Below are 21,691 nucleotides of genomic sequence, written 5' to 3'. Positions count from 1 at the left end.
GCAGCGTCGCGAGCCGCAGCATCGCTCCCGCAGCAGCAGCACGCCAAAGGATGAGGCCCCGTGACCTTCAAGGCTGAGTACATCTGGATCGACGGCACCGAGCCGACCGCGAAGCTTCGCTCGAAGACGAAGATCCTTCCGGGCGAGGGCGCCTCCCTGGCCGAGCTGCCCATCTGGGGCTTCGACGGTTCCAGCACGAACCAGGCCAAGGGCCACGCCTCGGACCGCGTCCTCAAGCCGGTCTTCGTCTGCCCCGACCCGATCCGCGGCGGCGCCGACATCCTGGTGATGTGCGAGGTCCTCAACACGGACATGACGCCGCACGAGTCCAACACGCGTGCCGCGCTGGCCGAGGTCTACGCGAAGTACGCCGCGCAGGAGCCGATCTTCGGCATCGAGCAGGAGTACACCTTCTTCGACGGCGAGCGTCCGCTCGGCTTCCCGGTCGGCGGCTTCCCGGCCCCGCAGGGCGGCTACTACTGCGGTGTCGGCGCCGACGAGATCTTCGGCCGTGACATCGTCGAGGCGCACCTGGAGAACTGCCTGAAGGCGGGCCTGGGCATCTCCGGCATCAACGCCGAGGTCATGCCGGGCCAGTGGGAGTTCCAGGTCGGCCCGCTGGCGCCGCTGGAGGTCGCGGACCAGCTGTGGGTGGCCCGCTGGCTGCTCTACCGCACGGCCGAGGACTTCAAGGTCTCGGCGACGCTCGACCCGAAGCCGGTGAAGGGCGACTGGAACGGCGCGGGCGCGCACACCAACTTCTCCACGAAGGCGATGCGCGAGGGCTACGACGCGATCATCACCGCGTGCGAGTCGCTGGGCGAGGGCTCGAAGCCGCTCGACCACGTCAAGAACTACGGCGCCGGCATCGACGACCGTCTGACCGGTCTGCACGAGACCGCTCCGTGGGACAAGTACTCCTACGGCGTCTCCGACCGCGGCGCCTCGGTCCGCATCCCGTGGCAGGTCGAGCAGGACCAGAAGGGCTACATCGAGGACCGCCGCCCGAACGCGAACGTGGACCCGTACACGGTGACCCGCCTGCTGGTGGACACCTGCTGCGAGGCCCTGGCGAAGGCCGGCCAGGTCTGATCCGCACCCGCTGTCCCGAAGGGGCGCCCCACCGTCGAACGGTGGGGCGCCCCTTCGGCGTTGCCACTGCCCAGGGGGTCGTCGCGGGTATTCCCGAGTAGTAGACTAGGGATATGGCCCTCACCCAGAACGACACCGCGACAGGTCGCTTCGACCTCGAGCCGTTCTGGCCTTCCCGCCAGCACCACGACTTCGACCGGTGCTGTCGGCGCGTGCGGAACGCGTCGGCCCTCTAACGCCCCGACCGGTGTGTGAACCGGTCCCACGGCCTTCGGCCGACGCGCGAAACGACGTCGTACGTCTGCGTCTTCTTCTCCGTCTCGCGCGAAAAGAGCTGAGCTGCCATGGCCCACACCCGGACCGCCGCCCTCCCCGTCTCCCGCACCGCCCCGGCCCCCGCCGCGCTCCGGCCCGGCCGGCACCGGCTGCGGGCCGTCGATCCCAACGAGGTCGTCGACCTCTCCCAGGTCGCCGAGTTCCTGCCGCCCGGCGCCACCCTGCTGCCCGCACCGCCGCACGCTCTGCCGACGCTGCCCGGACGGCCGCCGATGGTCGGGTACCTCGTGCTGCTGCCCGCCGACCAGCAGGCGCCCGTGACGCCGGAGGCCCCCGCCGTCCCTGAGGACGAGCAGGGGCCCGTGACGATCGACTCCGCCCGGCGCGTGGCCCATGTGGACGGCGCCGAGATGGACCTGACGTACCTGGAGTTCGAGCTGCTCTCCCACCTCGTCGCCCACCCCCACCGGGTGCACACCCGCGACCAGCTGGTCACGACGGTGTGGGGGTACGGACACGTGGGCGACGGGCGGACCGTCGACGTCCATGTGGCGCGGCTGCGCCGCAAGCTGGGCGCCGAGCACCGCCACACGATCCAGACCGTGCGGCGGGTCGGCTACAAGTACGCGCCCTGATCAGGCAGCGCGGGACTTCTGGGACCTCGCCCTCACCCTGGCCACCAGGGCGAGGGCGAGGTCCACGGCCAGGAACGCCACCAGGCTGAGCCCGAGCATCGGGACGAACCAGCCCACCAGGGCCGTCGTCGCGAGCAGCGGCAGCAGCATGGTCGGCGGAACCTTGCGCCACGCGCCGCGCGCGACCGGGCGGCCGGGGCGGCGGAGCCACCACATGCGGTAGCCCCAGAGGATCAGCAGGATGAGCGCGAGGGCGAGGGCCGCCAGGGCCAGCTGGTTGACCAGACCGAAGGTCACGCCCATGTGCATGTCGATGCCGAAGCGGGTGAGCTGGGCGAGCACCGGGTAGTCGGTGAACCGCAGCTCGTCCATGACCGTGCCGTCGGCCGGGTTCACCGCCACCGAGTCCAGGTGCACCGGGAACTGGGTGTCGGTCTCCTTGACGACGTACCCCTTGCCCTCGGAGGGCAGGACGACGGACATCTTCCCCTCGATGCCCTTCGCGCGGGCGGCCTCGACGACCTTGTCGATGCCGACGTCCGGGCCCTTGGGGGCGGCCGTGTGACCGCCCATGTCGTGGCCCTCGTGCTCCGAGCCGCCGTCGCCCGCGCCGGCCAGCGTCGCGGAGACGGTCGGGGTCGCGCCGCCCAGCTGGTCCTGGACCGCGCCGATGTTCTCACCCGCGTACCGCGACCAGGTCAGACCGGTCGCGGAGAGGACCACGAGACCGGCGACGGCCCACAGGCCGACCGTGCCGTGCCAGGAGAGCGTGCGGCGGCGGGACTTGGGGCCGCGCTCCGGCACGAAGAGCTCTCGGCGGTTCTTGCGGCGCCGGCCGATCCAGAGCGCGAGGCCGCCGAGGGCTATCACCCACAGCCAGCTGGCGGCCAGCTCGCTGTAGTTGCGGCCGAGGTCGCCCAGGTGCAGATCGCGGTGGAGCTCGTCGATCCAGGTGCGCAGCGGGAGCGCGCCGGAGCTGCCGTAGCTGGGGAGCTGGCCGCGGATCTCGCCGGTGTACGGGTCGACGAAGACGGCGAGGGACGTGCCCTCGGGTACGTCGGGGTCGGCCATGAGGACGCGGGTGGTGGCGCCGTCCTCGGCGGAGGGCCAGACGGCGGTGACGGTGCCGTCGGGGTTCACCTTGGTGGCGGCGTGGACCTGCTGCGAGAGCGGCAGGACCTCCTTCCCGACGGGGACCTCCAGCTCGTGCGCGTAGATCACCTTCTCGGCCTGGAAGGAGAGCGCGTAGAGCAGGCCGCTGGCGGCGGCGACGAGCAGGAAGGGGGCGATGAGCACGCCCGCGTAGAAGTGCAGGCGCAGGACGAGGGGGCGCAGGGCGCTCCAGGTCCCGGGCCGGGTGGAGGCGGATCTGTCGGTGGGCGCGTCGGCGGATTCCGGGCGCGCGAGATCGTCGATGGTCATGGCTGTCCTGGGAGTCGGTGTCGACAGGGGGAATCGCCCCCGGGTCAGACGTGTGCTCCGAGGGCGGTGGCGCGGGGTACGGGCAGCCGAGGCGGGCCGCGCCGGGAGAGGCTGTGCGCGAGGACGACGCCGCGCGCACGGCGCGGGGTACGCGGCCGGGGGCGTACGGACCGGGGAGGTTCGGGCACGCGGACGACGGCGAGCAGCAGGCGCAGCGGGGTGAAGGCGAGCGCGGCGACCGTGCGGGCGAGCGCGAAGAGCGCGGCCTCGCCCCTGGCCAGCCAGAGGCCGCAGAAGAGGGCGGCGAGGAGGTGGGCGGCGAGCATGCCGAGGGAGGACTGGCTCCCGGCGGCGGCCACGACCGTCTCCATGACCGAGCCGACGGTCATCTCCGTGGCCGAGCCCACGGTCGTCTCCATGACCGAGGTCATCGCCTGGTCCACGGCCGTGTGGGCCGTCGCCGGGTCCATGGCCGCGTGCGCGGTGGCGGGGTCCGCCTGCGCGGTCGCGTGGTCCATCGCCGTGTGCCCGGCCGTACCGCCGCCGTGCGACTGGCCGGCCGAGAAGATCAGGTGAAGCGCGGTCTGGACGGCCGCGAGGCCGCCCGCGATGGCTGCGGCGCCGCGCCGCCGGCCGCCCGCGCACCACGCGAGGGAGCCGGTGACGACGAAGGCCGCGGAGAGCGACCCCGCCGGTATCTCGTGCGCAGACATGGACGAATGCCCCACGGCTGCCAATACGACACACACCGCCGCGAAGAGTGCGGCTCTCAGGGCGCGTATCGGCGACCGGGTGTCCGTCATGATTCGGCCATGGTGACATCCCGCCGCCGGAAGCGGGAGACCGCCTCCCTGATCAGAGGGTCGAACGAACGTCCGCATCGCTGAGGCTGAACGCATGGGGCGTGGCGTGCGTATGGAGTCCCATGCGACGCACACGAAAACGTTCGACACGCGCGAAACGAGTAGTGGCCGCCTCCGTCGCCCTGATCCTGGGGACGGGCGGGCTGGTCGCCGTCAATGTCTACGCCTCGGCAGACGAGGGCTCGGGCGACCGGCCGCCGCCGCCCGATGTCCGGAACGCGGTCTCCACGATCGACTGCCCCGACGCGGCCGAGGAGCTGACCGACGTACCGGAGGCGGCGCGGGACGCCGTGGACCGCGAACTCGCCGCCCTCGACAGTCAGATCACCGCCGCCTACCAGCGGCTCGCCGACGACCGGGAGCAGGTGGAGAGCGACCCTGCCTTCGCCGAGCGGGAGATCCTGGACCCGCTGAAGGAGGAGCGGCTCCCGGTGCTCCAGCGGATCGGGCAGTCGGTGGGCGAGCCGCTCGACGGGCTCGCGCCGTGCACCCTGCGCGCCGACGACGAGCCGAGCGGGGGTGGCCGCGGGGGCGCGGAGCAGGGACAGTCGGGGAACGGCCCCGAGCCCGCCGACTTCGTCGACATCCGGTCCGTGCGGCCCAACGTGAACCTCCCGCAGCAGCGCAGGGGCGGCTCACGCGGCTCATTCGTCACCGACTGCGGGCGGAACCAGAACGGAAAGTTCAACCCGGACAACGTCATCGTCGCGCCGGGCGTGAGCAACGGCGCCCACCACATGCACGACTACGTCGGCAACCAGGCCAACGACGCCTTCGCGAGCGACCGGGACCTCGCCAGGGGCCGGACCACGTGCCGCAACCAGGGCGACCGGTCCACCTACTACTGGCCGGTGCTGCGGCTCCAGAACGGCCGGGCCGAGGACGACGCGAACGCGGACGGCGGCGGCAAGGACCAGAACGTGGGCGAGATCCAGACACCCGCGCAGGTCACGCTGAACTTCGTCGGCAGCCCGGTCTCCAAGGTCACGGCGATGCCCCGCTTCCTGCGGATCATCACGGGCGACGCCAAGGCCTTCACCAACGGCGACGCGAACGCCAACGCCTCCTGGTCCTGTACCGGGTTCGAGAACCGCCAGCTGAAGGACAAGTACCCGATCTGCCCGCAGGGCAGCAAGGTGGTGCGGACCTTCCGCTTCCAGAGCTGCTGGGACGGCCGGAACACCGACAGCGCCAACCACCGCACCCACGTGGCCTTCGCCGACCCGGCGAGCGGGCGGTGCGGCAAGGGCTTCCGCGCCATCCCGCAGCTCGTCCAGCGGATCGTCTACGACGTGCCTCCCGGGCCGGGCTTCGCCGTCGACTCGTTCCCCGAGCAGCTGCACAAGCCGATCACGGACCACGGCGACTTCATCAACGTCTTCGACCAGCGGCTGATGCGAAGGGTGGTGGACTGCGTCAACAGCGGCCGCCGGTGCTCGTAGCGCCACCGGTGCTCGTAGCTCCGCCGGCACTCCCGGCGCCGCCGGTGCTCGTAGCTCCGCCGGTGCTCGTCGGCGCCGCTGCCGCTCGCCGCGCGCGTGTCTCCTCGGTCGCGCTCACCGAGGAGACAGCGTTCAGCGCTCCTTCGGGTTGCTCTCCAGCTTGCGCCGCTCCCGGCGGTTGGGGTGACGGACGACGACTCCCGCCATGCCGCCGGAGCCGGTGAGCCGGATCAGCGGCGTTCCCGGAAGCCGGTCGCCCGTGGTCCCGTCCTTGAGGCCGCCGATGCCGGGATCCATCCCGCCGGTGTCCACCGCCCAGCCGTCGGGGACGACCACGGTCACCCCGGCCGCCTCGCCGTACGCCTCCACCTCGACCTCCGGGAGGCGGCACTCCACCCGACTGAAGTCGATCTTCACGCCGCCCAGACCCCCGCGGGCGATCACGCGCGCCGGAACCTCCCAGCGCCCGGGGCCCCGGGACGCGCCGTTCAGCCCGCCCTTGAGCAGCAGCGGCGGGAGGCTCCCCGCGGACGCCGACGCGGAGGCGGACGCGGGCGCCGGCAGGTCCGCGGTCAGGACGTCCAACTCGGCGTGGGTCTTCGCCGTCAGCGCCAGCCCCAGCCGCTCGTCCAGCTCGTCGAAGTCGAGGCGCCCCTCGGCCGCCGCGTCGCGCAGCCGCTCCACCACGGCTTCCCTGTCGTCGTGCGAGGCACGGAGCTGTCCCGGGTGAACGGCGGGCCGAATCGGCTCCGGAGGCTGGGCAGTCATGATCCCGAGCATAGGTGGCGGGGGCGCGGCCCGAAGTGAAACGGGGGCCTAGTGGTGCCCCGTAGCCGAACCCGGAGACGTACCCGAACCCGGAGACGTACCCGAGGCCGAACCCGAACTCGTCCCCGGAGACGCGCCCGTGGCCGTACCCGAGGGATGCGCCCCGTGCGGCTCGGTGGTCTCGACGCGGCCGCCGAGCCGCAGCCGTACCCGCTCCACCGTCCTCGCCTCGCCCGAGACCGTCCACTTGCGGCCGACCAGGTAGGAACCGCCGTAGTCCTTGGCCTCGTTGAGCCACTCGCGCTGCCCGCGGTCGGTCGCGAAGGTGGTCAGGACGTACGTCCCGTCGTCCGTGGCGCACTTCGCCTGGCGCAGCTCGGCCGCGTCCGTCTGGACCTCCGGGGCGCAGACCGCGCGCTCGGCGATCTGCTCCAGGGTGCCGCTCGCCTCCTCGGGCGCAGCTCCGGGCGCGGGCCCGGACGCCGGATCGGGCGCCGACTCGCAGGCCGCCAGGGCGAGCAGGATCGCGGCCACCGCTGCTGTTCGTCGCGTACGCATCAGCATCCGCCCATCCTGCCCGCCCGGTCGCGTCCGGGTGAGCGGAATCCGATCGGTTACGGTTTGTTGGGTTATGCCCGTATATCGCACCGCCCGCCCTGAGGGACCGATCCGGAGGACGACGCCATGCCCGCCATCCCCGCCGCCACCGTCGCCAACCTCCGCGACCTGGGCACCCTCCCCCTCGGCCGGGGCCGCAGCGTGCGCTCGGGCCGGCTCTTCCGCTCCGCGCAGCTCGACCGGCTCGACCCCGACGAGCCTGCCGTGGCCGCGCTCGGCATCCGCACCGTCGTCGACTTCCGTACCGCGCACGAGCGGGCGGACCGCCCCGACAACCTGCCGCCGGGCGGCCGGCTGCTCCTCGCCGACGTGCTCGCCGACCATCTGGCCGCCAGCGGTCTGCCGCCCGCCGCCCAGCTGAAGTCCCTCCTGACCAACCCGATGCTGGCCGAGCAGGCCCTCGGCGGGGGCCGGGCCCAGAAGGCCTTCGTCGGCACGTACCGGGCCTTCGTGTCGACCGACTCCGCCCGCCTCGCCTACCGGGCGTTCCTCACCGAGCTGGGCGATCCGCGCGGCGGGCCGCTGCTCTTCCACTGCACGGCCGGCAAGGACCGCACCGGCTGGGCGGCGACGATGGTCCTGACGCTGCTCGGCGCGGACGAGAAGACGGTCATGGCGGAGTACCTGTCGGTCAATCCGGCGGTACGGCAGGCCTTCGCGCCGATGATCGAGGGGTTCACGGCGCAGGGCGGCGACCCCGAGCTGGCGCTCGCCCTGATCGGGGTCGTACCGGAGTACCTGGAGGCGGCGCTCGACGAGGTCGCGGTCCGGCACGGCTCGATGGAGGCGTACGTACGGGACGGGCTCGGCGTCCCCGACGCGGTGACGGACGTGATCCGCGAGCGGCTCACGGTGTACGACGCCTGAGCCGTCCGGGGCACCCCGCCGAGGTGACCATCCCACCATTCGCTCGTTCTGCTGAATGTGAGCACCCAGGAACTCGACGCCTCCCCCCTCGGCTCGCCCCTCGACCCGGTCGATGTCGAACAGGCCGAGGCGGCGCTCGTCGAGCACTACCAGCGGCTGGTCCGGATCGCGTACCTCGTGCTGCCGCCCTCGCTGGGGCGCAACCGGCGGGTGGTGACCGGGCACGCGCTCGTCCAGGGCGCGCTGCCGCGCCGCCGGACGTCCGGCGGCCGGGTCCCCGGCGCACGCCGGGCCGAGGACGCGGTGGATCCCGGGTACGCGTACGTGCGGGGCGAGGTGCTGCGGCAGGCGCTGATCGCGGGGCTGCCACTGTGGCGCCGGGCGCTGCCCCGGCGGGCGCAGTTCCCGCCGCTGCTCCCGCAGGTGTGGGGACTGCGGCTGTTCCCGCGCTCGGGCGGCGCCGACGAACTGGCCCTGGACCAGCGGCTCTCCGCCCTCTCGGGTCCGGCCCGCGCGGTGTACGTGCTGCGGGGCCTTGAGCGGCAGGGCGACGCGGAGGTGCTGCGGGTGCTCGGGGCCGCCGGGGTGGCACGGGAGGACGCGCGGGCGGCCCTCGCGGACGCGGACGAGGTGCCCGCGCTGTACGCCCTCCTCGACTCGCCCGAGTTCGATCCCTGCTCGCTCCAGGCCAGGCCGCCCGATCTGATGCGCCGTCGGCAGCACGGCCGGGCGGCGCTCGCCGCCCTTGCGGCCGCCCTGGTGTGCGGGACGCTGCTCGGGCTGCCCGGCGACGGCTGGGGGCGCGGCGGCGCGGCCGCTCCCTCGTACGCGCGCAATCCGGCGGCCGAAGCGGCGCTCGACCCGGCGAAGCTGCGACGCGTCCCCGCCGGGTACTGGCAGAGCTCGACGCGCACGGACTTCTCGGTCTGGCCGGTCAGGGGCGCCCTCGCGGACGACCGGGCGCTGCTGCGCCGGGCGCTCGCGGTGTGGGCGAGGCCGGGCCCGTCGGTGCGGTCGTCGGCGACGCCGGGGACGCCGGTGGGTCCCCCGATGGGCTCGCCCCAGCTGCTCTACGCGGGCGAGGTCGACGGCTCGCGGATCGTGCTGCTCCACGACGGGCTGCGGGCCGTCCGGTACGCGGAGCCGCGGGCGGGGACGGCCGGGGCGGCCCTGGACTTCGCGCGCACCGACGGGGCGGACGCGGTCGGTTCGGCGGCGCTCGTCCTCTCCCGCACGACGGCCAACGTCCGCTATCTGACGGCGCCCTGGGTGCGGGAGACGGCGGTACGGGACCTGCTGGCGCCGGCCAAGGAGCCCTGGCGGCTCGGCCGCGACGCGGACGGGGTGACCGAGCCCCTGCTCAGCCCGGCGCAGGCGCAGGGGTGCACGGCGTGGAACACCCTCCAGGTGCGGGACGCGACCGGAGTGCGGCTCCTTGCCGACCTCGGCGAACTGGCGCCGGCCCGGCTGACCTCGGGGCCGCCCTCCGCGCCGAAGGACGTCACCGGGAAGGACGCGTCCGGCGGATCCGCGCGGGAGCTGTGGGCCCGGGCGGCGTGCCGGCTGACGGCGGTCCGCTCGCACGGCGTGCGGTCGGTGAACGCCTGGGCGTTCGCGCAGCAGCGGCTGCCGGAGGGCGAGGGCCGGGCGGCCTGGGTGTGCGCGCGGGCGGAGACCTGGCGGGGCTCGGGGAGCCGGGTGCTCGCCCAGTTCCAGGTCCCGGCGCCGGGGGTGGCGGCGGCCGTCGTGGCGCGGGCCGAGGAGTCACCGGCGTGCGGGGTGCGCGAGCCGCGGGTCCTCGCGGGGGTGCTCTGGCAGGCGAAGAGCGGGCACTGGTACGTCCTGGCGGCGGGCAGCGGGGAGTTCACCTCGCTGCGGACCACGGGCGGCGTGAAGGGCGAGGCGGAGGGCCGGCTGCTCGCGGTACGGGCGAAGGCGGGCGCCCGCGCCGACCTCGACGGCACGCTGCGGAACGGGACGCGGGTGGGGGCGCTGCGGTAGGCCTTTCGCCGGAGGGTGCTCGGGGCCTTCGGGCGGGCGGGAAATCTCGTGCACGACCCTGTTGCCAACTGCTTACCCCTCAGTACATTGACGGCATGTCTAATACGCAGCCTGCACCGGTGGCGTCGGAGCACATCGAACTCAAGGCCCGCAAGGTCTCCTTCGACTGGGAGGAGACCCCGCTCCACTGGGTTCCCGGCGACCCCTTCGCGACCCACACCATGAACGTGCTGCACCTGCTGCTCCCGGCCGGCGAGCGCTGGTTCGTGCACGTGTACAAGCAGGTGCTTCCGTTCATCACCGACGACCGGCTGCGTACCGACGTCATCGGGTTCATCGGCCAGGAGGCCGTCCACTCCCAGGCCCACGACGACGTGCTCCCGCACCTCAAGAAGCTGGGCCTGGACCCCACGCCGTACACCGCCCAGGTCGACTGGTTCTTCGAGAAGCTGCTCGGCGACCGGACCCTGCCGCCCGGCCGGCCGCGCCGCTGGTGGCTGATGGAGCGGGTCGCGCTCATCGCCGCCATCGAGCACTACACCGCCTTCCTCGGCAACTGGGTGCTGAACGCCGAGGAGTTGGACCGGCGGGGCGCCGACCCGACCATGCTGGACCTGCTGCGCTGGCACGGCGCGGAGGAGGTCGAGCACCGCTCGGTGGCCTTCGAGCTGTTCATGCACCTCGACGGGGGCTACCGGCGCCGCGCCCGCACCTGGGCCACCGCCTTCACCGCGATGATCTTCCTCTGGCAGCGCGGCACCCGCTTCTTCATGGAGAACGACCCGACGCTCGTCAACGGCCGCGCCTCCGTGGGCCAGTTGGTCCGCAAGGGCCGGGAGGGCGTGCTGCCGTCCACGCCCGACCTGCTGCGGGCCGTGCCGCGCTACCTCAGCCGCGACTACCACCCCTCCCAGGAGGGGAACACGGCCCAGGCCGTCGCGTACCTGGCCAACTCCCCCGGCGCCAACGGAGGCCGCTGACATGCCCCGTCTGCGTACCGTCGTCCTGATCGCCGGGGCGGCGGTCCTCGCCAAGCGCGCCATGCGCCGCCGGATCGAGGCCGCCCCGCTCTGGCCGATGCCCACCCTGGACGAGCCGATCTCGGGTCGCGGCAGGCTCGCGACCGTCACCCGCAGGGTCCTGGTCACCGAGCGCACCGAGCCCGCCGACGGGGTGGTCAGGCTCCGCCTCGAAGGCACCGGCCTCCCGGCCTGGCAGCCGGGCGCCCACATCGACCTGGTGCTGCCCTCCGGGCTCGTCCGGCAGTACTCGCTGTGCGGCGACCCGGCCGAGACCGACACGTACACCGTGGCGACCCGCCTCATCGAGGACGGCCGGGGCGGCTCGCGCGAGGTCCACGAACAGCTCCATGTGGGCACGGAGATCGAGATCCGCGGGCCGCGCAACCGCTTCCCGCTCGTCGACGCCCCGGCGTACGTCTTCGTGGCGGGCGGCATCGGGATCACGCCCGTGCTGCCGATGCTGCGCGCGGCGGAGGCGGCGGGCGCCGACTGGCGGCTGCTGTACTGCGGGCGCAGCCGCGCGACCCTGCTGTACGTCGACGAGATCGAGAAGCTCGGCGGCGGGACCCGGGTCACGGTGGTCCCCGAGGACGAGGCGGGCCGCCCGGAACTGGACTTCCTCGCCGGGCTCCCCGAGGAGACCGCGGTCTACTGCTGCGGCCCGGAGGGGCTGATGGCGGCCGTGGCCGCCGCGCTGCCCGAGGGCCTGGCCCCGCACCTGGAGCGCTTCTCCCCCGCCGCGACGGCCGGGGGCGGCCCGTTCGAGGTCGAACTGCGCCGCTCCGGGCGTACGGTGACGGTGGCCGCCGACCAGTCGGTCCTCGCGGCCGTCAGGGGCGCGGTGCCGGGGGTCGCGTACTCCTGCGAGCAGGGCTTCTGCGGCACCTGCCAACAGCGGGTCCTGGAGGGCGAGGTCGACCACCGGGACGAGCTGCTCAGCGATGCCGAGCGGCCCGGCTCGATGCTGATCTGCGTCTCGCGGTGCGCCGGGGAGCGGCTGGTCCTCGACCTGTAGGCCCTAGGGAGTGTCCGGAAAGTATGGGCGTCCGCCCGAAGGGCGGGGCCGGCGGCGTCCGGTGCGTGCGATCGCAAGGCGCCGGGATGTCCTAGTAGCGGAGCTACTCGGGCATTTCGGCAACGCGGCGAGCGTGCGTGCCGGACATCGTCGGCCAGGCCAGACTTTCCGGACACGACCTAGGGCAGGATCAGCCAGTCGAAGGCGAGGGCGGCGGCGAGGCCGCCCACCAGGAGCCAGGTGCCGAGGCGGGTACGGCCGTTGCGCGAGAGTTCGATCACGACGCCGCAGAGGATCATCGCGAGCCCGTACACGCCGACGACGAGGACGGATGTCCTGCTGGCGAGCCGGATCGCCAGGACCACGGCCATGGTGACCAGCAGAACGGAGGCGGCGGCTATCCGCAGTTGGCGTGCCTGCTTCGGGCTCAGACCGGATGTGCTCATGTCGAGGGAGCGTATAGGACGCCCGTTAGGCTGTTCGCATGACGACCGGAGTGCGCCGCAGGATGGGCGTCGAGGAGCGCAAGCAACAGCTGATCGGGGTGGCTCTGGAGCTGTTCGGCCACCGCTCTCCCGACGAGGTCTCCATCGACGAGATCGCCGCGGCCGCGGGGATCTCGCGGCCGCTGGTCTACCACTACTTCCCCGGCAAGCAGAGCCTGTACGAGGCGGCGCTGCGGCGGGCGGCGGACGAGCTGGCCGCCCGCTTCATGGAACCGCCGCAGGGGCCGCTCGGGGCGCGGCTGCTACGGGTGATGGGCCGGTTCTTCGACTTCGTCGACGACCATGGCCCGGGTTTCGCGGCGCTGATGCGGGGCGGCCCGGCGGTGGGCTCCTCCACGACGAACGCGATGATCGACGAGGTGCGGCAGGCGGCCTACGAGCAGATCCTGGCCCATCTGGAGGTGGAGACCCCCTCGGCCCGCCTCGAACTGGTCGTTCGCTCCTGGGTGTCGCTCGCCGAGTCGACGGCCCTGATCTGGCTCGACGGCCGCCGGGTGCCGCGCGCGGAGCTGGAGCTCCAGCTGGTGCACGACTTCGCGGCGCTCGCGGCGGTGAGCGCCGCGTACGACCCGGAGATGGCGGACATCCTGATCCGCATGCTCGCCGACGAGCCGTCGGACGGCCCGTTCGGCGAGCTGGTCGCCCGGCTGATGACCCTGGTGCCACGGGTGCCTGCGCAGGGCGGTCAGGCGGAGCACTAGAGCCTGTCGGTGGTCCGGGTGGGCACCGCCCTGCGGGGCCCACCCGGATCCTTGCTCAGCCCGCCTTGAAGACGGCGACCGTGCGGGACGGGACCGTGAAGGTGCCGGAGGACGCCTCGTAGGTCGCCGACCTGGTCGTGGTGTCCGCGCCCGTGGCCTGGAGCGGGTGCAGGGCGTAGGCCGTGCCCGCCAGGGCGGCGATCTTCTGGGGCTGCCGCTGCGGGGTCGCGTTGAAGACCACGACCAGGTCGCCCAGGCGCATGGTGATCACGCCCGGGGTCTCGTCGGTGCCGGAGAGCGGGAAGGACAGGGCGTCCTGGACCTGTCCGGCGGTCGCGAGGGAGAAGGCGGGCTCGGTCGTACGGATCCTCTGGAGGTCCCGGTAGGCGGCCGAGGCGCCGTCGATCTGCTCGCAGCCGACCGTCAGCGTCGGGGACGTAAGGAGCGGCTTCCCGAAGCCCCACTTGGGCTTGTTGTCCGCCGCCGGCGGCAGGCCCCGGCCGAAGCCGTTGCCGTCCCGGCAGTCCCAGTGGATCGCGTTGAACCAGTCGCCGCTGTCGTACGAGTTGCGGTCGAGCGACTTGGAACGCAGCAGGTCCGAGCCCGCCTGGGAGAGCGCGGGGCCCTGGGAGAGCGTGGCCGTCGCCATGGCGAGGACCTGCATCCTGGCCCGGTCGGCGGCCGAGGTGGTCGCCGGGAGCTTGAAGGCAAGGGCGTCGTACAGCGTCTCGTTGTCGTGGGCGTCGGCGTAGGCGAGGGCGTCGCCGGGGACGGCCGCGTATCCGGCCGGGGAGCCGTTGTAGTCGACCTGGCTGCCCTTGACCGTACGCCCGGAGGTGTCGGTGAAGGTGTAGTCGGCGAGGTTGCCGGAGAGACCGACCTTGATCAGGTCCTGGTAGTGGAGCAGGCGGGCCTTCTGCTGCTCCGGGGTGCCGTTGGCGGCCGAGGAGTTGGGGTCGGTGAACAGGCCCGAGGCGAAGCCCTGGACGCCCGGGTCCTCGTCGAAGGGGCCGCCGCCGCGCACGGCGTCGCGGGCCCGGTCGGAGAAGGTGGCGACGCCGGTGCCGGCCATGTTCTTCTGGGTGGCCTGGACGAAGCGGGCGTCGTCGGCGATCTCGCCGAAGTTCCAACCCTCGCCGTAGAGGACGATCGCCTTGCCGTCGACACCGTCCTTCGCGACGGTCAGCGCGTCCAGGGCCTTGCGGACCGCGAGGATGTTCTCCTTCGGGTGGTGGCCCATCAGGTCGAAGCGGAAGCCGTCCACCTTGTACTGCTTCGCCCAGGTGACGACCGAGTCCACGACGAGCTTGCCCATCATGGCGTTCTCGGGCGCGGTGTTGGCGCAGCAGGTGGAGGTGGCGACGGAGCCGTCGGCCTGGAGGCGCTGGTAGTAGCCCGGTACGACCTTGTCGAGAACGGACTTGTCCGACTGTCCTGCGGCGACGGTGTGGTTGTAGACCACGTCCATGACCGTGCGCAGCCCCGCGCCGTTGAGGGACTGGACCATCTGCCGGAACTCGACCGTGCGGCGGGTGCCGTTCGGGTCGGTGGCGTAGGAGCCCTCGGGGACGGTGTAGTGCAGCGGGTCGTAGCCCCAGTTGTAGGCGTCCTTGGCGGCCGCCGCGGCCACGCAGGCCTGCTGCTCCTCGGAGTCGGGGGCGTAGACCGACAGGTCGCAGGCGGGGGTGGTCTGGTCGGACTTCTTCTCGGGGATGGTGCCGATGTCGAAGGCCGGCAGCAGGTGGACGTAGGAGGTGCCGGAGTCGGCGAGGGCCTTCAGGTGGCGCGAGCCCTTGCTGCCCGCGTCGGTGAAGGCGAGGTACGTGCCCTTGTGGGCGGGGACGGCCGTGCTGTCCGCGATCGAGAAGTCGCGGACGTGGAGTTCCTGGATCTGGGCGTCACGCAGCGGGACGGCGGCCGGCTTCTTCAGGCCGGTCCAGCCCTTCGGCGCGAGCTTCGGGTCGGCGAGGTCGACGACGAGGCTGTGGGTGGAGTCGGCGGTCAGGGCGGTGGAGTAGGGGTCGGTGACCTTGTTGGTGACGATCTGCTGGACGCTCGGCGCCCACACCTTCACCACGTACCGGTACGGCTTGCCCGTCCACGCGCGCGTGCCGGTGGCCGACCAGACGCCGGAGGCGTCGTCGCGGCGCATGGGCACGGTCCTGCCGTCGAGTTCGAGGGCGACGGACTGGGCGGTGGGGGCCCAGAGGGAGAGCGTGGGACGGCCGTCGCGGAAGACCGGGCCGAGTGCCTTGCCGGTCGCCTTCGGCGCGTAGAGGGAGTCCAGGGCGCCGGCGATCTGGACGCCCGTCGCGGTCAGGACGGCGCCGTTCGCGGCGTACTGGGCGGCGACCAGCTGGCCCTTGAGGGCCTCGCGGATCCGGTCGCGGTCACGCGGGTCGACGGTGAAGGCGCCGTAGGACTTGAGGTGCGGGAAGGCGGCCTTCTGCGCGTCGGTGAGCTGCGTCCGGTTCAGGCGCAGCACCTGACGGTCGCCGGTGAGCGTCCCGTTCTCGACCTTGACCGAGCCGTCGCGGGAGGCGAGCAGCATGCTGGAGGCGGCGGCGTCGCCGCCGTTCCAGGCGAGGGTGGTCCCGTCGATCCAGACAGCCTGGGCCTTGGTCAGGTCCAGGGCCGCGCCGCTGCCCTTGGGCTGCGGGAGCAGGTACTTCTCCTGGCCTCCGAGCAGCCAGACCTCGTGGCCGTCGGCCTTCAGGTCGAGGGACTGGTCGCTGGGCAGGTCCTTCTCGTCGCCCTTGTGCAGGATGTAGCTCAAGGACGTGGCACCGGCCGCGAGCGGGACCTCGTAGACGGCCCCGTAGGCGTCGACGCGGACCGGCTCCAGGGGCTTGCTCCAGTCGGTGGGGTTCGCGGCGCCGGTCCAGGTGTGCAGGCCCCAGCCCGCGTGGTTCCCGTCGGCCCGCTTGTAGTGCAGGACGGCCTTCGTCGTGTCCTGCGGCGGGTAGGCACCCTCGGGCGCGGCGTTGAGCACCTCGCCCTTGCCCTGCTCGATCCACACCTCGCCGGTCTTCGACAGGTCGACGGTCCGGTCGGCGTCGGTGTCCTTCACGCCGTCCTTGTTCACGGCGATGAAGCCGACCGAGGAGGCGCCGGGCTTGAGCTTGACGTAGGCGAAGGCGCCGTACGCGTCACGGCCGGTGAACGGCTTTCCGGCGGGCCAGGTGGTGCCTTCGCCGTCGGCGATGTCGCCCCAGGTGTACAGGCCCCAGTCGTCGTAGTCCCCGGCGGGGCGCTTGTAGTGGACGATCGCGTAGTCGCGCTGGGTGGCGGTCGGCGGCTGCTCGACGGCCGGGGCGCCGCTGGTGGTCGCGGCGGTCGCGCTCGCGGTGCGGCCGGCGCTGTCGACGACGACGGCCTTGTAGCGCAGGGCCGTTCCGGCGGGGGCGGTGACCTTCTGGGTGACCTTGTACGGGGCGTGGTCGGCGGAGCCGAGGACCTGCCACCTGCCCGTGCCGGTCTGGGCGGCGAAGACGACGCGGTTGAGCTGTCCGCCCGTGACGTCGGCGGAGAGTTCGACGGTGCCGGTGGCCCCGGCGGCGGGCGCCTTGAGCGTGATCGTGGGCGTCGCCGCGGGCGCGCCGAGCGGCTTGTCGGCCTTCAGCACGAGGGAGCCGAGCGCCGGGACGGTGACCTTGATCCTGGTGTCGCCGGAGCTGGTGACCCGGGCGTCGCCGCCGTGGATCGCGGTGAACGCCGTGCCGGCCGCACCGGTGGGGATCTCGACGGTCTTCGCCTCGGTGGAGCTGTTCACGGCGACGACGTAGGCGGCCTTGGCGCGGGCGTCGGTACGGGAGAAGGCGTAGACGGAGCCCTCGGCGTACCGCTGCTCCTGGACGCCGTCGCGGAGCGCGGGGTGCTCGCGGGTGAGCTTCGACAGGGCGGCGATCTGCCGGTAGAGGGGGTGGTTCGGGTCGTACGCGTCGGTGGCGTGGGTGCGCTCGGTGCCGAGCTGGTCGTCGTCCAGGTAGTCGGCGGTCTGCGACGCGAAGAGGGTCTGGCGGGCGTCCTTGTCGCCGCCGGCGCCGGTGTAGCCCTGCTCGTCGCCGTAGTAGACGACGGGGTTGCCGCGGGTGAGGAACATCAGCTCGTTGGCGAGCCGGTAGCGGGCGAGGAGTTCGGCGTCGCCGGCCTTCGGGTTGTCCTGCTTGAGGAAGGTGCCGAAGCGGCCCATGTCGTGGTTGCCGAGGAACGGCACCGACTCGTAGGCGTTGGCGTGGCGAGCGGTGTACTTGTAGTCCTGGCCGAAGAGGTTCGCCAGCTTGTCCGCGGACCCGCCCTGAGAGGCGAAGGCGCGGGCGGCGTCCTGGAAGGGGAAGTCGAGGGTGGCGTCGAGGCGGCCCTCGGTGACGTACGGGGCGGTGATCGCCGGGTCGGCGGAGTACACCTCGCCGAACATGAAGAAGTCGTCGCGGCCGCGCTCGGCCGCGTACTCGTCGAGTGCGGTGGCCCACTGGGTCCAGAACGCGGTGTCGACGTGCTTGACGGTGTCGATGCGGAATCCGTCGATGTCGAAGTCGCGCACCCAGCGCTGGTAGATCTTCTCCATGCCCTCGACGACCTCGGGGCGCTCGGTCCACAGGTCGTCGAGGCCGACGAAGTCCCCGTACTGGGAGGACTCGCCGGCGAAGGTCGAGTCGCCCCGGTTGTGGTACATCGTCGGGTCGTTGAGCCAGGCCGGGACCTTGAGGTTCTTCTTCTCCGCCGGGACCACGGGGGTGCGGGGGAAGGAGTCCTTGTCCACGCGCGGGAAGGAGCCGCCGCCCGCGGTGGCGGTGCGGTCGTCGAAGGGGACGCCGTCCTTCGTCAGATAGGGGAAGGCGCCCTTGGAGAGGTAGTCGTAGGTCTTCTCCTGGTAGTCGACGACGTCGGCGGTGTGGTTGGTGATGACGTCGAAGAAGACCTTCATGCCCTTGGCGTGGGCCTGGTCGATCAGCTTCTCCAGGTCGGCGTTGGTGCCGAAGTGCGGGTCGACCTGGGTGAAGTCGGTTATCCAGTAGCCGTGGTAGCCGGCGCTCGCGTCCTTGCCGGTGCCCTGGACCGGCTGGTTCTTGAAGATCGGCGCCAGCCAGATCGCGGTGGTGCCGAGGCCCTTGATGTAGTCGAGCTTCTTCGTCAGGCCCTTGAGGTCGCCGCCCTGGTAGAAGCCCTTGTCGGCGGGGTCGAAGCCGGTCTGGAGCCGCGTGCCGGTGAGCCCGCCGCGGTCGTTGGCGGTGTCGCCGTTGGCGAACCGGTCCGGGAGCACGAAGTAGAACTGCTCGCGGGTGAGGTCGTGGCGGGCGGGCTGGGCGGCGAGCGCCCGGTCGGAGGGGGGTGGCGGCGGCGGGGGTGCGGCGGATGCGGGGAGGACGGGCACGAGGGCCGCGCACAGGGCGGTGGCCAGCACGGCCGCCGTTCTCTTGCGTATCACGGAGGTCTCCCTGGAGGTACGGGAAGGAGGGCCGCCCCCGGTGGGGCGGCCCTGAGAGAGGGGGGCGTCAGCTGCGGAAGGTGTCGGCGAGGACGACCTGCCCGGACGCGGGCACGGTCGCCGTGCGGTTCGCGCCGGACTCCCAGGTCACGTTGCCCGCGCCGTCCTTGCGCAGGTACTTGTACTCGAAGGCCGTGGAGCCCGGCAGGGTGACGTCCAGCTTCCAGACCGGGTACGACGCGGGGTCCAGCTTCAGGGCCGCCGCCGGGGACCAGTTGCCCAGCTCGGCGCGGTTGCCCGTCACGTAGATGTTCTGGCCGACCGCGGTCGTGGCCGTCACTCCGAACGACGCTCCGGTGGCCGACGACGACGTCCCGCACGCGCGGGCGTTCACCTGCAGGGCGAGCGCCGTGTGCGCGCCGAGCGTCGCCGTGAACTGACCCGAGCCGTTCACCGTCACCGGCGTGTTCGACTGCACGTCGCAGTAGGTGCCGGCCGCCAGGCCCGTCTGGTACGTCCGGCTCAGCGCCGCGTTCTCGTGGTTGATGGCGACGAACCCCTTGTCGCCGCGCCCGAACGCGATCGCGTTGTTGCCGTTGTCCCACCAGTTGCCGACGGCCGTGCCGCGCGTCGCGTTGCGGAAGCCCACCATCGAGGCGATCTCGCGCCAGGCGTGCTGGCACTTCCAGCCGTCGCTGTAACAGGCGTTGACCTGGCCGCCGTTCGGCGCGCCCGCGTCCTTGTCGGACCACTCGTAGCCGGAGTGGACGTCCGGGGAGCCGTACGGCCAGGCCAGCATGAAGACGCTCGCCAGCGTGTAGGTGGCGCCGTTCTTGTAGTTGAGCGTGTCGCCGCCGCGCTCGGTGTCGTGGTTGTCGACGAAGACCCCGGACTGCCCGGAGGGCATGTAGCCCCAGGACTCGCCGAAGTTGTTCAGGTACGCCAGCTTCTCCGAGCCGAAGACCCGCTTGAGGTCCCGCGCGTAGCGGAACTCCTGCACGTCGCCGTTGCCCAGGTACTCGCTCGGGGAGACGGCCTCACCGGCCCCGAATATCGCCTCCTGCTTCCAGTAGACGCCCGGGTTGGTCAGCCGCGACTTGATGTTCGCGAGGTCGGCGGCCGGCATGTGCTTGGCGGCGTCGACCCGGAAGCCGTCCACGCCGAGCGAGAGCAGGTCGTTCATGTACGCGGCGATCCGGCCGCGCACCCAGTCCTCGCCGGTGTCGAGGTCCGGGAGGCCGACCAGCTCGCAGTTCTGGACGTTGGCCCGGTCCTGGTAGTTCGAGATGGTGGCCCGGCAGTCGTCCATGTCGGCGCCCGAGTACAGGCCCGGGTAGTCGTACTTGGAGAACGAGGTCCCGCCCGTCCCCGTGCCCGAGGCGTTAGCCATATGGTTGATGACGGTGTCCGCGACGACCTTCACGCCCGCCGCGTGACAGGTGTCGACCATGGCCTTGAAGGCGGTGCGGTCGCCGAGCGGTCCGGCGATCTTGTAGCTGACGGGCTGGTAGGCGGTCCACCAGGTCGAGCCCTGGATGCGTTCCTGGGGCGGCGAGACCTGTACGTAGCCGTAGCCGGCCGGACCGAGCTGGTCCGTACAGGCCTTGGCCACCGAGGCGAACTTCCACTCGAACATCACCGCGGTGACGTCCTTCGGCCCGGGTGCCGCCGCCCGTGCGGGGGCGGGCGGCGCCGTGACGGCCACAGCGGCTCCCGCCACCAAGGCGAGTGCAGCGGCCACGGTCTTTCTGGCCATGATTCCTCCTGACGACGTCCCTGTCGCAAGAAGTTGCCGAAAATGACAGCAACTGTTTTCAGCCGTGACCGTACGAGCGCCCCGGGGCCGGGTCAACCCTTTGGACCCCTCAACGCAAGGGATTACGCAAGCAGTTGCAGCGACGGACCGGCCGGCGCCTGGGCCGTCGAGCCGCGCACCACAAGCTCCGGCTGGAAGACGAACTCCGTGCGCTGCACGGGGTTGCCCTCCACCTCCTCCAGGAGCGCGCCGACCGCCGCCGTCGCCATCGCCTGCACGGGCTGGCGGACGGTGGTGAGCGGCGGGTCGGTGAAGGCGATGAGGGGTGAGTCGTCGAAGCCGACCACCGACACGTCACGGGGCACGTCGAGGCCACGCGCGCGCACCGCGCGGATCGCGCCGAGCGCCATCAGGTCGGAGCCGCACACGATGCCGGTGCAGCCCTGGTCGAGCAGGATGTCGGCCGCCGCGTGCCCGCCCTCGACGCCGAACAGCGTGGGGCGGACGTACCGTTCGGCCTCCGCGCGCTCCATCCCGAGGAGCCGGTGCAGCTCGGCGGCGAAGCCCTCGGCCTTGCGGCGCGAGGGGACGTAGCGGGTCGGCCCGATCGCCAGGCCGATCCGTTCGTGGCCCAGCTCCACCAGGTGCCGTACGGCCATCCGCGCGGCGGCCCGGTCGTCGGGCGAGACGAAGTTGGCGTCGACCCGCTCGTTGAAGCCGTTGATGAGGACGAACGGGACGCCCCGCGCGGCCAGCCGGACATACCTCTCCGGGTCGGCGGTGGCATCCGCGTGCAGCCCGGACAGGAAGATGATGCCGGTGACGCCACGCTCCTCCAGCTGCTCGACCAACTCGTCCTCGGTGGCCCCGCCGGGCATCTGGGTGCAGAGCACCGGCGTGTAGCCGTGCCCGGCCAGGACCTGCTCGATGACCTGGGCGAACGCGGGGAAGATCGGGTTGGTCAACTCGGGCACGACCAGACCGACCAGGCCCGCGCTGCGGCGTTTCAGCCGTACGGGACGCTCGTAGCCGAGCACGTCGAGCGCGGCCAGGACCCGGTGCCGGGTCCCGCCGGCCACGCCCGCCTTGCCGTTGAGGACGCGGCTGACCGTGGCCTCGCTGACCCCCGACTGGGCCGCGATGTCCGCGAGCCGCGGGGGGGCGGGGCCCGCGCCCCCCCGGCGGGGGGCGGGGGCCCCCCCCCCCCCACCGGGGGGGGGGGGGGGCGCGCCCCGCACCCCCCCCCCGGGGGACCCGCGGGGGGGGGGGGGGGGACCGC

The 21,691-nt window shown here is 72.5% G+C and carries 16 protein-coding genes; 8 read left to right on the top strand and 8 right to left on the bottom strand.

Annotation, left to right across the window (positions count from 1 at the left end):
- The first annotated feature begins 60 nt into the window (after positions 1–60).
- Positions 61–1,092: a glutamine synthetase gene (gene glnII, locus ACF09C_RS13250; RefSeq protein ID WP_392091604.1), complete on the top strand. Its 1,032-nt coding sequence runs from the start codon at positions 61–63 to the stop codon at positions 1,090–1,092.
- A gap of 344 nt (positions 1,093–1,436) precedes the next feature.
- Positions 1,437–2,003 carry a winged helix-turn-helix domain-containing protein gene (locus ACF09C_RS13245; protein ID WP_392091603.1) on the top strand — a complete coding sequence of 189 codons (567 nt, stop codon included), beginning with the start codon at positions 1,437–1,439 and terminating at the stop codon, positions 2,001–2,003.
- Here ACF09C_RS13245 and ACF09C_RS13240 read toward each other — a convergent pair whose 3' ends face one another.
- Together ACF09C_RS13240 and ACF09C_RS13235 are read right to left on the bottom strand one after the other, a co-directional pair.
- Complete coding sequence (locus ACF09C_RS13240) at positions 2,004–3,425, bottom strand: PepSY-associated TM helix domain-containing protein (protein ID WP_392091602.1); 1,422 nt, start codon at positions 3,423–3,425, stop codon at positions 2,004–2,006.
- A gap of 44 nt (positions 3,426–3,469) precedes the next feature.
- On the bottom strand, positions 3,470–4,138 hold the full coding sequence (locus ACF09C_RS13235; protein ID WP_392091601.1) for a hypothetical protein: 669 nt from the start codon (positions 4,136–4,138) through the stop codon (positions 3,470–3,472).
- Positions 4,139–4,350: 212 nt separating this feature from the next.
- Here ACF09C_RS13235 and ACF09C_RS13230 point away from each other — a divergent pair, with 212 nt between their 5' ends.
- Complete coding sequence (locus tag ACF09C_RS13230) at positions 4,351–5,730, top strand: DUF1996 domain-containing protein (RefSeq protein ID WP_392091600.1); 1,380 nt, start codon at positions 4,351–4,353, stop codon at positions 5,728–5,730.
- Between the two features lie 132 nt (positions 5,731–5,862).
- Here the strand turns inward: ACF09C_RS13230 and ACF09C_RS13225 are convergent, their stop codons facing one another.
- Both ACF09C_RS13225 and ACF09C_RS13220 read right to left on the bottom strand, forming a co-directional pair.
- Entirely contained in the window at positions 5,863–6,498 is a 636-nt protein-coding gene (locus ACF09C_RS13225) for a DUF1707 domain-containing protein (protein ID WP_392091599.1), read from the bottom strand.
- Positions 6,499–6,546: 48 nt separating this feature from the next.
- Positions 6,547–7,056: a hypothetical protein gene (locus tag ACF09C_RS13220; protein ID WP_392091998.1), complete on the bottom strand. Its 510-nt coding sequence runs from the start codon at positions 7,054–7,056 to the stop codon at positions 6,547–6,549.
- A 126-nt stretch (positions 7,057–7,182) separates the two neighbouring features.
- On the opposite strand from ACF09C_RS13220, the gene ACF09C_RS13215 reads away from it, so the two are divergent.
- The 4 genes from ACF09C_RS13215 (at position 7,183) to ACF09C_RS13200 (ending at position 12,021) form a co-directional block, all read left to right on the top strand.
- Positions 7,183–7,983, top strand: a complete 801-nt coding sequence (locus tag ACF09C_RS13215; RefSeq protein ID WP_392091598.1) for a tyrosine-protein phosphatase — start codon at positions 7,183–7,185, stop codon at positions 7,981–7,983.
- A 57-nt stretch (positions 7,984–8,040) separates the two neighbouring features.
- On the top strand, positions 8,041–9,984 hold the full coding sequence (locus ACF09C_RS13210; RefSeq protein WP_392091597.1) for a hypothetical protein: 1,944 nt from the start codon (positions 8,041–8,043) through the stop codon (positions 9,982–9,984).
- Positions 9,985–10,079: 95 nt separating this feature from the next.
- On the top strand, positions 10,080–10,964 hold the full coding sequence (locus tag ACF09C_RS13205; protein ID WP_392091596.1) for a metal-dependent hydrolase: 885 nt from the start codon (positions 10,080–10,082) through the stop codon (positions 10,962–10,964).
- 1 nt (position 10,965) lies between these two features.
- The gene (locus ACF09C_RS13200; RefSeq protein WP_392091595.1) at positions 10,966–12,021 is read left to right on the top strand and encodes a PDR/VanB family oxidoreductase; all 1,056 of its coding nucleotides are present in this window, start codon (positions 10,966–10,968) and stop codon (positions 12,019–12,021) included.
- A 179-nt stretch (positions 12,022–12,200) separates the two neighbouring features.
- Here ACF09C_RS13200 and ACF09C_RS13195 read toward each other — a convergent pair whose 3' ends face one another.
- Positions 12,201–12,467: a hypothetical protein gene (locus ACF09C_RS13195; RefSeq protein ID WP_362424282.1), complete on the bottom strand. Its 267-nt coding sequence runs from the start codon at positions 12,465–12,467 to the stop codon at positions 12,201–12,203.
- Between the two features lie 38 nt (positions 12,468–12,505).
- Here ACF09C_RS13195 and ACF09C_RS13190 point away from each other — a divergent pair, with 38 nt between their 5' ends.
- Positions 12,506–13,228, top strand: a complete 723-nt coding sequence (locus ACF09C_RS13190; protein ID WP_392091594.1) for a TetR/AcrR family transcriptional regulator — start codon at positions 12,506–12,508, stop codon at positions 13,226–13,228.
- Positions 13,229–13,283: 55 nt separating this feature from the next.
- On the opposite strand, the gene pulA is transcribed toward ACF09C_RS13190, so the two are convergent.
- The 3 genes from pulA to ACF09C_RS13175 all read right to left on the bottom strand — a co-directional run bounded on the left by pulA (position 13,284) and on the right by ACF09C_RS13175 (position 21,554).
- Positions 13,284–18,656, bottom strand: coding sequence for a pullulanase-type alpha-1,6-glucosidase (gene pulA / locus ACF09C_RS13185; protein WP_392091593.1), 5,373 nt, complete (start codon positions 18,654–18,656; stop codon positions 13,284–13,286).
- A gap of 67 nt (positions 18,657–18,723) precedes the next feature.
- Complete coding sequence (locus ACF09C_RS13180) at positions 18,724–20,412, bottom strand: carbohydrate-binding module family 20 domain-containing protein (RefSeq protein WP_392091592.1); 1,689 nt, start codon at positions 20,410–20,412, stop codon at positions 18,724–18,726.
- Positions 20,413–20,534: 122 nt separating this feature from the next.
- Positions 20,535–21,554 (bottom strand): LacI family DNA-binding transcriptional regulator, encoded by a 1,020-nt coding sequence (locus ACF09C_RS13175; RefSeq protein WP_392091997.1) that lies wholly within the window; start codon positions 21,552–21,554, stop codon positions 20,535–20,537.
- Positions 21,555–21,691: the final 137 nt, after the last annotated feature.

The sequence above is a fragment of the Streptomyces sp. NPDC014870 genome (genome assembly GCF_043081505.1).
Classification (GTDB): Bacteria; Actinomycetota; Actinomycetes; order Streptomycetales; family Streptomycetaceae; genus Streptomyces.
Note: the sequence above shows the minus strand (reverse complement) of the source record. Positions and strands in the feature narration are given on the sequence as shown.

Bases quoted from the DNA above. Each gene is read 5' to 3' on its own strand.
- ACF09C_RS13245 (WP_392091603.1), top strand. From the start codon at position 1,437: ATGGCCCACACCCGGACCGCCGCCCTCCCCGTCTCCCGCACCGCCCCG.
- ACF09C_RS13240 (WP_392091602.1), bottom strand. From the start codon at position 3,425: ATGACCATCGACGATCTCGCGCGCCCGGAATCCGCCGACGCGCCCACC.
- ACF09C_RS13235 (WP_392091601.1), bottom strand. From the start codon at position 4,138: ATGTCTGCGCACGAGATACCGGCGGGGTCGCTCTCCGCGGCCTTCGTC.
- ACF09C_RS13230 (WP_392091600.1), top strand. From the start codon at position 4,351: ATGCGACGCACACGAAAACGTTCGACACGCGCGAAACGAGTAGTGGCC.
- ACF09C_RS13225 (WP_392091599.1), bottom strand. From the start codon at position 6,498: ATGACTGCCCAGCCTCCGGAGCCGATTCGGCCCGCCGTTCACCCGGGA.
- ACF09C_RS13220 (WP_392091998.1), bottom strand. From the start codon at position 7,056: ATGCGTACGCGACGAACAGCAGCGGTGGCCGCGATCCTGCTCGCCCTG.
- ACF09C_RS13215 (WP_392091598.1), top strand. From the start codon at position 7,183: ATGCCCGCCATCCCCGCCGCCACCGTCGCCAACCTCCGCGACCTGGGC.
- ACF09C_RS13205 (WP_392091596.1), top strand. From the start codon at position 10,080: ATGTCTAATACGCAGCCTGCACCGGTGGCGTCGGAGCACATCGAACTC.
- ACF09C_RS13200 (WP_392091595.1), top strand. From the start codon at position 10,966: ATGCCCCGTCTGCGTACCGTCGTCCTGATCGCCGGGGCGGCGGTCCTC.
- ACF09C_RS13195 (WP_362424282.1), bottom strand. From the start codon at position 12,467: ATGAGCACATCCGGTCTGAGCCCGAAGCAGGCACGCCAACTGCGGATA.
- ACF09C_RS13190 (WP_392091594.1), top strand. From the start codon at position 12,506: ATGACGACCGGAGTGCGCCGCAGGATGGGCGTCGAGGAGCGCAAGCAA.
- ACF09C_RS13180 (WP_392091592.1), bottom strand. From the start codon at position 20,412: ATGGCCAGAAAGACCGTGGCCGCTGCACTCGCCTTGGTGGCGGGAGCC.